The sequence below is a fragment of the Dehalococcoidia bacterium genome (genome assembly GCA_025060295.1).
GTDB lineage: Bacteria > Chloroflexota > Dehalococcoidia > Lucifugimonadales > HRBIN23 > HRBIN23.
The window spans coordinates 1-9952 of sequence record JANXCH010000021.1 but is presented as its reverse complement, the minus strand read 5'-3'; the positions used below and the strand labels follow the sequence as shown (position 1 = coordinate 9952).

Annotated in this window: 8 protein-coding genes; 7 read left to right on the top strand and 1 reads right to left on the bottom strand. The window is 67.0% G+C overall.

The window, feature by feature from the left end:
* Positions 1–143: 143 nt before the first annotated feature.
* From NZ951_07595 to thrB, 7 genes are all read left to right on the top strand, one after another.
* Positions 144–1073: a PstS family phosphate ABC transporter substrate-binding protein gene (locus NZ951_07595; GenBank protein MCS7207776.1), complete on the top strand. Its 930-nt coding sequence runs from the start codon at positions 144–146 to the stop codon at positions 1071–1073.
* A gap of 10 nt (positions 1074–1083) precedes the next feature.
* Positions 1084–2025 (top strand): phosphate ABC transporter permease subunit PstC, encoded by a 942-nt coding sequence (gene pstC / locus NZ951_07590; protein MCS7207775.1) that lies wholly within the window; start codon positions 1084–1086, stop codon positions 2023–2025.
* Complete coding sequence (pstA, locus tag NZ951_07585; GenBank protein MCS7207774.1) at positions 2004–2897, top strand: phosphate ABC transporter permease PstA; 894 nt, start codon at positions 2004–2006, stop codon at positions 2895–2897. Before pstC ends, pstA begins: the two co-directional genes overlap by 22 nt.
* 19 nt (positions 2898–2916) lie before the next feature.
* Positions 2917–3720: a phosphate ABC transporter ATP-binding protein PstB gene (gene pstB, locus NZ951_07580; protein ID MCS7207773.1), complete on the top strand. Its 804-nt coding sequence runs from the start codon at positions 2917–2919 to the stop codon at positions 3718–3720.
* An 8-nt stretch (positions 3721–3728) separates the two neighbouring features.
* Positions 3729–4400 (top strand): phosphate signaling complex protein PhoU, encoded by a 672-nt coding sequence (gene phoU, locus NZ951_07575; protein MCS7207772.1) that lies wholly within the window; start codon positions 3729–3731, stop codon positions 4398–4400.
* Between the two features lie 53 nt (positions 4401–4453).
* A complete protein-coding gene (locus NZ951_07570) occupies positions 4454–5143 on the top strand; it encodes a CPBP family intramembrane metalloprotease (protein ID MCS7207771.1) in 690 nt (229 codons plus the stop codon).
* Between the two features lie 177 nt (positions 5144–5320).
* A complete protein-coding gene (gene thrB, locus NZ951_07565) occupies positions 5321–6229 on the top strand; it encodes a homoserine kinase (protein MCS7207770.1) in 909 nt (302 codons plus the stop codon).
* Here thrB and mfd read toward each other — a convergent pair.
* Positions 6183–9767 (bottom strand): transcription-repair coupling factor, encoded by a 3585-nt coding sequence (mfd, locus tag NZ951_07560; protein MCS7207769.1) that lies wholly within the window; start codon positions 9765–9767, stop codon positions 6183–6185. The genes thrB and mfd overlap by 47 nt on opposite strands.
* Positions 9768–9952 lie beyond the last annotated feature (185 nt).

The following is a 9952-nucleotide window of genomic DNA, read 5'->3' as shown; positions in this document are numbered from 1 at the left end:
CACCCCCGCCTGCCCAGGCTGTGATCCCCACACCAACCCCCATTCCCACCCCTACACCCGCTCCCACTCCCACCCCCACACCCGTCGTGCGTGCCACCCCCACCCCTGCTCCGACCCCAACCCCCGCACACACGACCCCTGGCCTGCCCCCGCCCGGAACCCTCACGGGCCGTATCGAGATTGACGGCTCCAGCACCGTGTTCCCCATCACCGAGGCGGTGGCCGAGGAGTTCCAGAAGCGCTATCCTGGTGTGAAGGTAACGGTGGGCATCTCTGGAACGGGTGGTGGGTTCAAGCGCTTCACCGCTGGCGAGACGGACATCTCCAACGCCTCCCGCCCCATCACCACCCGCGAGATGGACGCCGCCAAGCAGAACAACATTGAGTGGATTGAACTGCCCGTGGCCTTTGACGGTTTGACGGTGGTGGTGAATCCCCGCAACAACTGGGTGGACTGCATCACCGTGGCTGAACTGAAGAAGATCTGGGAGCCGGCCGCCCAGGGGGTCATCACCCGCTGGAACCAGGTCAACCCCAAGTGGCCCGACTTCCCGCTGCAACTGTTCGGGGCGGGCACCGACTCGGGCACCTTTGACTACTTCACCGAGGCCATCGTGGGACGCGCCCGCTCCTCCCGGGGCGACTACACCGCCAGCGAGGACGACAACGTGCTGGTGCAGGGTGTGTCGGGGAGCCGCTTCGCCCTGGGGTACTTCGGCCTGGCCTACTACGAGGAGAACAAGGATAAACTGAAGGCCCTGGCTGTGGACGGCGGGCGCGGGTGCGTGTTCCCCACGATGGAGACCGTGATGACGGGGCAGTATCAGCCCCTCTCCCGCCCCCTGTTCATCTATGTGTCCCTCAAGTCTACCCAGCGGCCGGAGGTGGATGCCTTCGTGCGCTTCTACCTGCAGGAGGCTCCCAAACTGGTCCGCCAGGTGGGCTACATCCCCCTGCCTCCTCGGGCTTACGAGTTGGCCCTCAACCGCTTCATCCAGCGCAAGACGGGCTCTATCTTCGCGGGCGGAGCCCAGGTGGGGGTGCGTATTGAAGACATCCTCGCCCGCGAGTAATCTAAGGTAGATGGCTACAGAGGTTCGCCCCACTCTGAGCACTTGGCGGATGTCCCGGCGACGCCGGGGCATCCGCCGTGTGATCGACCAGGGCTTCGGCCTCTCCCTTCTCGCCTGCGGCATCGCCACTATCCTGGTTACCGCAGGCATCCTCTACGCCCTGTTGGCCGATGCCATCCAGTTCTTCCGCGAGGTCTCCATCATCCGCTTCCTGACGGAACGGGAATGGACACCCCTCTTTGAAAGCCAGCACTTCGGCATCCTGCCCCTGGCGGCGGGGACGCTGTTGACCACCCTGCTCGCAATGGGGGTGGCCGTGCCTCTGGGCCTCCTGATCGCCACTTATCTGGCCGAATATGCCCCCGACCGGGTGCGACGGGTGCTGAAGCCCACCCTGGAGGTGCTGGCGGGCATCCCCACCGTGGTGTATGGCTACTTCGCCCTAACCTTTGTGTCCCCCCTGTTGCGGGCGTGGTTTTTCCCCGATATGCCCATCCTCAACGCCTTGTCGGCGGGGCTGGTGATGGGCATCATGATTTTGCCCATGGTCTCGTCGCTCAGCGAGGATGCCATGCTGGCAGTGCCCCGTGCCCTGCGGGAGGCGGGCTATGCCCTGGGCGCCCGCCGTCATCAGGTCGCCCTGCGGGTGGTCATCCCGGCGGCCCTGTCGGGCATCGTGGCGGCGGTGCTTTTGGCCATCGCCCGCGCCCTGGGGGAGACCATGATCGTGGCCATCGCCGCCGGGGGACAGCCCAACCTCACCTTCAACCCCTTGGAGGGCGTCCAGACCATGACGGCCTACATGGTGCAGGTGGGGCTGGGGGATGTGCCCTATGGGAGCCTGGAGTATCGCACCCTGTTCGCCGTGGGCACGGCCCTGTTCGCTATGACCTTCGTCTTTAACGCACTCGGCATCTGGGTGGTGAGCCGATGGAGGCAAGATTACCGCTAACGGTATCCTTGACGCGCCGGCGCAGTCTGGTGTCGCAGGCTTTTGGGGTCTTCTTCCAGGGGTTGGCCCTCTCGGCCGTGGTTATCGGCTTGCTGGCTTTGGTGGTGCTGTTGGTGGATGTGCTGGTCACCGGCCTGCCCCATCTGGACTGGCAGTTTCTGAACAGCTACCCGTCCCGCTTCCCTGAGCGGGCGGGCATCAAGTCCGCCCTGGCGGGGACGGCGTGGCTGATGGTCCTCACCGCCGCCCTGACAGTGCCCCTGGGGGTGGGGACAGCCGTCTGGCTCTCCGAGTATGCCCCCAACCACTGGTTCACCCGCCTGATCAACCTGAACATCGCCAACCTGGCGGGGGTACCCGGCATTGTGTATGGCCTGCTGGGGTTGGCCCTGTTCGTGCGGGGCATGGAGTTGGGACGGGGGGTGCTGGCGGGGGCCCTGACGGTGGGGCTGTTGGTGCTCCCCACGGTGGTGGTGGCGGCGCGGGAGGCCCTGCGGGCCGTGCCCGACTCCTTGCGCCACGCCTCCTATGCCTTGGGGGCCAGCCGCTGGCAAACGGTATCCAAGGTGGTGCTCCCCACCGCCCTGCCCGGCATCCTGACGGGCGTGGTTCTGGCCCTCTCCCGTGCCATCGGCGAGGCCGCACCCCTCATCATCATCGGGGCCCTCACCTTCGTGGCCTTCGTGCCCAAGACCCCCATGGACCCCTTCACCGTCCTGCCCATCCAGATCTTCAACTGGACGACCCGCCCCCAGGAGGGCTTCCGCCTCATCGCCGCCGCCGGCATCATCGTGCTGTTGGCGGTGCTTCTCCTGATGAACTCCATCGCCATCTGGCTGCGCAACCGCTACCAGCGCAAAGCCGAATGGTAACCGCACGACGAGGACGCATATGACCACCACAACTACTCCCCCTGCCACCCAAAGGGACGTCACCTACGCCCTGGAGACCCGCAACCTGCGGGTGTGGTATGGCAAAACCCAGGCCCTCAAGGACATCACGATGGGGGTGCCCGCACGGCAGGTTACGGCCATCATCGGCCCCTCGGGGTGTGGAAAGAGCACCCTCATCCGCTGCTTCAACCGTATGAACGACCTCATCCCCGGGGCACGGGTGGAGGGGAAGGTGCTGTTCCAGGGGATAGACATCTACGACCGCCACATCGACCCCACCGAGGTGCGCGCCCGCATCGGGATGGTGTTCCAGAAGCCCAACCCCTTCCCCAAGTCCATCTTTGAGAATGTGGCCTTCGGCCTGCGCATCAACGGCTACAAGGGCAACATCGCCGAGGCTGTGGAGCGGAGTTTGCGCCAGGCGGCCCTGTGGGACGAGGTGAAGGACCGCCTCCATAAGAGCGCCTTGGCCCTCTCGGGCGGTCAGCAACAGCGCCTGTGCATCGCCCGCGCCCTGGCCGTGGAGCCCGAGGTGCTCCTGATGGACGAGCCGACCTCCTCCCTGGACCCCGCCGCTACCCTGGCCATTGAGGAGTTGATTCGCACCCTCGCCCGCACCTATACTATCCTTATCGTTACCCACAACATGCAGCAGGCGGCGCGCGTCTCCGACTGGACGGCCTTCCTGCTGGCGGGGGAGGATCGGGCGGGGTTCCTGGTGGAGTTCGGCCCCACACGCCAAATCTTCACCAACCCCAAGGATCGGCGCACCGAGGACTATATCACCGGGCGGTTCGGCTAGGGGGGGCCATGACTTTAGGATATCGCACCGATTTCCAACGCCTTTTGCAGGCCCTGCAGGACGACGTCCTGACCTTGGGCAGTATGGTGGAGAAGGCCCTCCTGAAGGCCGTGGACGCCTTGAAGCGCCGCGACTTGGAGACCTCCCGCCGCATCATTGAGGGCGATACCCTGATTGACCAGAAGCGCTACGAGATTGAGGAGCGATGCATCGACCTCATCGCGACCCAACAGCCCATGGCCCGCGACCTGCGCACCATCGTGGCCATCCTGTACATTTGTAATGAACTGGAGCGCATGGGCGACTACGCCGAGGGCATCGCCAAGATCAGCCTGATGATGGGGGAGGATCCCCCCATCAAACCCCTCATTGACATCCCCCGCATGGCAGAGCGGGCCACCCGCATGATGCGCGACAGCCTGGATGCCCTGGTGCAGAGGGATGTGGACAAGGCCATCCAGGTGTGCAAGGACGACGACGAGGTGGACGCCCTCTACGACCAGGTCTACCGGGAGTTGCTGACTTTTATGATTCAGGACCCCAAGACCATTCAGCGGGCTACTTACCTGTTGTGGGTAGCCCACAACTTGGAGCGCACCGCTGACCGCGCCACCAACATCGGCGAGCGGGTCATCTTCCTGGTCACGGGTAAGTTGGGGGACTTTGCCTCCACTTATTAGCACACCCCCGGCCAGGCCCCCACGGGGGGCGTGCAGGCAGGGGGAGGGCACGAATGCTGTGGCCCCTTGCAATAGCCCTCTTCCTGGTGGGGTATAACCTCCTGCCCTTTTTTGCGGGACGCCTCCACGAGCGGGTGTATGTCCCCTTGAACTTGGGGGTGGGGCTCCTCCTGATGGGGGTGGCCCGCTGGGGGCTGGGACTGTCCTGGGAGGGGATGGGATGGAGCGGTAAAGGGCTGGGGGCCAGTCTGGGATGGGGTGCCCTGGTGGGGCTTGTCCTTGGCCTTCCCGCCCTGGTGGGGGCGTTCCTGCTCCCCCGCCTCCCGGGGCCTGCCCAGTCCTTCGCCCCTCCCGATGCCCCCTCTAGTCCCGCCTCCCTGGCCTACCACGTGCTCCTGCGCATCCCCCTCGGCACCGCCCTCTTTGAAGAGGTGGCCTTCCGGGGCGTGGTGTTTGGGCTGGTGGCCCAACGCCTTTCACCCTTGCACGCCCTTCTATTCAGCGCGGGAGCCTTCGCCCTGTGGCACATCGGGCCTATTCTGGTGCGCCTGCGTGCCCACGAGGTGCACGGCCTGGGGCCCCTGGTGTGGCAGTGGGCGGGGGGCCTGGGAGGCACCTTCCTGGGGGGATTGCTCCTAGGGGGCCTGCGCTGGGGTACGGGGACCTTGGCGGGGCCGGTGGTGGCCCACACCCTCCTGAACGCCCTGGGCCTTCTGGCCTGGTCTCTCCTGCGCCGTCCCTAACGGGTCTCCTGCTATACTCTCAGCACAGAAGACGCACTCACCATTACCCCTTGGACACCACCAGGCACCGTGAGGCGTCGCGGAAAGGATTGTCAACGCCGTGCGGCACTCCCATCCTCACCCCTGGGGGAGGCTCCATCCCGCCTGAGATAAGGTAGGAAACCACAGGAGGCCCCGATGCTCAAACGCCGGGTAGAGGTCCGCGTGCCGGCCACCACCGCTAACTTGGGGCCGGGCTTTGACTGCCTGGGAATGGCCCTGGAACTGTTCAACCTGGTGCGCCTGGAGACGGGGCGGAGTGGGGTGATTATCACTGGCGAGGGGGCGGACACCCTCCCCGCCGGGCCGGAGAACCTGGTCTACCAGGCGGTGCAGAGGGCCTTCCAGCGGGCAGGACATCCCATACCCCCCCTCGCCCTTACCTGCCGCAACTTCATCCCCCTAGCGCGCGGGCTGGGCTCCAGCAGTGCAGCCATCGTAGGGGGGCTGGTGGCTGCCAACGCCCTGATGGGCAACCCTCTGGATATCCCAACGCTCCTGGAGATGGCCACCGAGATAGAAGGACATCCCGATAATGTGGCCCCTGCCCTGCTGGGGGGCTGTCAAATCGTGGTGCAGGCGGAGGGGCGTCTGCATACAGCGGCGGTGCCCCTTGCCCCCGACCTACGGGTGGTAGTGCTCATTCCCGATCAGCCCATGCCCACCCAGCAGGCGCGGGCGGTGCTCCCGCCCCAGGTCAGCCGCCCCGACGCCGTGTTCAACCTGGGGCGGGTGGCTTTGCTGGTCAACGCTCTGCACAGCCGCCGCTGGGACGACCTGGCTTTGGCCACCCAGGACCGCCTCCACCAGCCGGCGCGTCAGGCCCTGTTCCCCGCCATGCCCCTTATCTTCAAGGCGGCATTGGACGCGGGGGCGTTGGGAGTGTTCCTATCGGGGGCGGGGTCTAGCATTGTCGCCCTCACCCGCGGGCGGGAGATGACCATCGGCTACGAGATGCTGGATATGGCCCACAAGGCGGGGGTGAGCGCCACGGTGCAGATTACCCGCCCCTGGCCCCAGGGGGCCGAGGTGGTGGGCGTGGAATAGCCCCCTTGGGCGGGGGTGTAGGGGGTCCAGCCCCCGCCAGGGCCAACACCTCTTGGCGGAAGGTCGCCAGGCGCTCCAACACCCAGGTGAGACTGGCCTCCCAGCGCCCCCGCAAAGGCAGGCGCACCGTTTCCGGCCCCACCCGCGCCACAGGCGCAAGGCGCTTCTCCAGGGCGGGGCGCGCCCCCCCCACGGGCTCCCGCAGGCGGAGCACAATCTCATCCCCCTCTTTTGCGATGCTGTGCACACCCGCCTGCAGGGCCAAAGCGCGCCAACGGAGCACCTGCAGGAGGTTCTGCACCTCCGCAGGGAGGGGGCCGAAGCGGTCGTTCAGCTCCTCCTCCAGGTCGCGCACCCCGTCCAGGGTGGTCACTTCCGCCATCCGCTGATACAGGGCAACCCGCTGGGTCTGGTCGGGCACATAGGTGTGGGGGAGGTAGGCGGAGAGGGGAAGGTCTATGGTCACCTGGGGGCGGGGAGCCAGGGGCGACTCCTCAGGCGTCCAGGGCCTCCCTTCGCCTTTAGCCTTCAGTTCCTCCACCGCTTCCTGCAGCATGCGCAGGTACAGGTCCCACCCGACGGCGTAGATGTGCCCACTCTGCTGGGGGCCCAGGAGGTTGCCCGCTCCCCGGATCTCCAGGTCCTTCATGGCGATGCGGAAGCCCGCCCCCAGTTCGCTGGCGGAGAGGATGGCCTTCAGGCGCGCCTCGGCCTCGGGGGTGAGGCGCACCCCCTTAGGCACCAGGAAGTAGGCATAGGCCTGTTGGCCCCCACGCCCCACTCGCCCCCGCAACTGGTGCATCTGGGCCAGCCCCAACAGGTGGGCGCGCTCCACAATAATGGTGTTGGCGTTGGGCAGGTCCAGCCCCGCCTCAATGATGGTGGTGCACACCAGGATGTCCACATCCCCTCGGCGGAAGCGCTCCACCGCCTCCCCCAGCGCCTCTTTGGCCATGCGCCCGTGGGCGACGGCGATGCGGGCCTGGGGCACCAGGTTCCCCAGGCGACGGGCTACGGCGTGGATGTCTCGAATGCGGTTGTGCAGGTAGAATACCTGCCCGTTGCGGGCCAGTTCCCGCAGGATAGCCTCCCTCACCAGGTCGTCGCTGTATTCCGAGACAAAGGTCTTCACCGGCTGGCGCATCTCGGGTGGGGTGCGTATCAGGCTCACCGCCCGCAGCCCCCCCAGAGCCATGCCCAACGTGCGGGGGATCGGCGTGGCTGTCATAGTGAGCACATCCACCTGGGTGCGCAGGCGCTTCAGGCGCTCCTTATGAGCCACACCGAAGCGGTGCTCGTCGTCTATCACTACCAGGCCCAGGTCTTTGAAGCGGACATCCTTGCTCAACAGGCGATGGGTGCCGATGACCAGGTCAATCTCCCCTCGGGCCAAGCCCTCCAGGATGCGCTTCTGCTCCTCAGGGGGTGTCAGACGGCTCAACATGGCGATGCGCACGGGGAAGGGGGAGTAGCGCTCGCGGAAGGTCTCGTAGTGCTGCTGGGCTAGGATGGTGGTGGGCACCAGCACGGCCACCTGCTTGCCGTCCATAATGGCCTTGAAGGCGGCGCGCACCGCCACCTCTGTCTTGCCGAAGCCCACATCCCCGCAGATCAGCCGGTCCATGGGGCGGGGGGTTTCCATATCCCGCTTGGTCTCCTCAATGGCAGCCAGTTGGTCGGGTGTCTCCACATAGGGGAAGGCGTCCTCCAGTTGCCGTTGCCAGGGGGTATCGGGGCTGAAGGCGTGCCCCGGCACCACCTGACGGGCGGCATACAGGTCCAGCAACTCCTTGGCCATCTCCCGCACGGCCGACCGGACGCGCTGTTTGGTGTGTGCCCATTCGGGGCTCCCCAAACGGGAGAGAGGCGGGGGCTGATCCGTGGGGGCATAGTAGGGGGAGACCTGGTCTATCTGCTCCACCGGCACGAACAGCCGTGCCCCCTCGGCGTATTCCAGCACCAGGTAGTCCCGCGTCGCCTCCCCCACCTGGCGGCGCTGGATGCCCAGGAAGCGCCCGATGCCATATTCGGCGTGCACCACATACCGCCCGGGGGTGATGTCGGCCAGGAGAGCCTCGGCCCTGCGGGGGGATGGAGGGGGCGGGGTGCGCCCCAGGCGGGCGCGCTTCACCACACCGAACAGTTCCCTATCGGTCAGGACGACCAAAGCCCCTTCGGGCACGGCCACGCCCACCCCCTCCGACAACGCCCCGCTCACAAGGAGCACCTCGCCAGAAGCAAGAGGCATATCCCCTTCGGTACGGGGGGCGATGCCCTGCTCCACCAGGAGCGTGGCCAGGCGCTGGGTGTGGTGAGTAACAAGGACGGTGCGCCCTCCCTGCTGGCGATGCTCCTGGAGCCAGCGCAGGAAGGCGTCTAGTTTGCCGGCGAAGGCAGGAGGCAGAGAGAACTCGGTGGGGGCCAGCAGGAAGGGGCGGTTCTCGGGCTGGTCAGCCCCCCAGGGATCCAGGTGCAGGCGCGTGGGGAAGGCGTCCAGCAGGGGGCGCACCTCCTCCCACTGCAGGTGGGGCCGAGGAAAGGCGGGGGGGATGTCCCCCTGGGCCTGGCGGCGCTCCCGCAGGGCCTCGGCCTGGGCCTCCCACGCCAGGGCCGACTCCGCCACCCGATGGGGACGCAAGACCACCAGCACAGCCTGCGGAGGCAGGTAGTGCATTACAGCATGGGGGTTAAAGAAGCCGGCGTAGAGGCCCGCTTCGGGGATGGACTCCCCTGCAAAGAGGCGGGACAGGTCATCCCGGATGCGCTCCAGGGCGGGGGAGGCGTCGTCGGCATCCAGGGAGCGCAGGAGGGTTTGGGCAGAAGTGGTGTCCACCAGGGCGGGGAGCACCTCCCGGGCGGGGATGACCTCTACCGCCTCGCAGGGGCCGGTGGAGCGCTGGGTGAGGGGGTCAAAGGTGCGCAGGGTCTCAATGGTGTTGCCGAAGAAGTCCAGACGCACGGGGGCGGGTGCGCCCGGCGGGAAGATGTCCAGAATGCCCCCCCGACGGCTAAAGGTACCGGGGCCCTCCACGGTGGCGACGCTCTGGTAACCCAGGGCCACCAGGCGACGGGCCAACGCCTCGGGGGCGTAGTCCATCCCCGGGCGCAGGAGGAAGGGGGCGGTGGCGAAAGCGTCCCGCGGGGGAAGACGATGGAGGAGCGCCTGGGCAGAGGCGACCACGAGGGGAGGGGGCGTGCCCCCCCTGAGGAGGGCGTGGAGGGTGGCCAGGCGACGCTGGACAGTGCGCTCGTCTACGGCCAGGCGCTCGTAGGGAAGGGCTTCGGTCTCGGGGAAGGGAGCCAGGGCCTCCGTCCCTACAAGGAGGGCGAGGTCATCACCCAGGCGGCGGGCGTCCTCGGGCGTGGGGACGACCAGCACGAGGGGACGCTGGATGGCATGCCAGAGGTAGGCCAGCACCAAGGGGAGGGCGGAGTCGGGGAGGGTGGCCCGCTGGAGGCCAGGAAGGGCAAGGCTCTCCCGCAGGGTGCGGCAGGAGGCCGCCCCCTCCAGGGTGCGCAGGATGGCGCGGGAGGGCATCGTGTCGGTGGCGATGGGCCACCGCCTGGCGTGCGGGGGTGTGGTGTGTCGCCCGCAGAGGCTCCCTTTCCATCATAGCAGGAGAACAAGGGCGGCGAGGGCTTACGCCCGTGCTAATCGGTCAAGGGGCGCAGGATTGAGGGAACAAGGGTATAGCGAAGGCCCTGGGCACCTTGGCTCGTGAG

Excerpts from the sequence above, each read along its gene's own strand:
- pstC (MCS7207775.1), top strand. The coding sequence starts at position 1,084 with ATGGCTACAGAGGTTCGCCCCACTCTGAGCACTTGGCGGATGTCCCGG.
- pstA (MCS7207774.1), top strand. The coding sequence starts at position 2,004 with ATGGAGGCAAGATTACCGCTAACGGTATCCTTGACGCGCCGGCGCAGT.
- pstB (MCS7207773.1), top strand. The coding sequence starts at position 2,917 with ATGACCACCACAACTACTCCCCCTGCCACCCAAAGGGACGTCACCTAC.
- phoU (MCS7207772.1), top strand. The coding sequence starts at position 3,729 with ATGACTTTAGGATATCGCACCGATTTCCAACGCCTTTTGCAGGCCCTG.
- NZ951_07570 (MCS7207771.1), top strand. The coding sequence starts at position 4,454 with ATGCTGTGGCCCCTTGCAATAGCCCTCTTCCTGGTGGGGTATAACCTC.
- thrB (MCS7207770.1), top strand. The coding sequence starts at position 5,321 with ATGCTCAAACGCCGGGTAGAGGTCCGCGTGCCGGCCACCACCGCTAAC.
- mfd (MCS7207769.1), bottom strand. The coding sequence starts at position 9,767 with ATGCCCTCCCGCGCCATCCTGCGCACCCTGGAGGGGGCGGCCTCCTGC.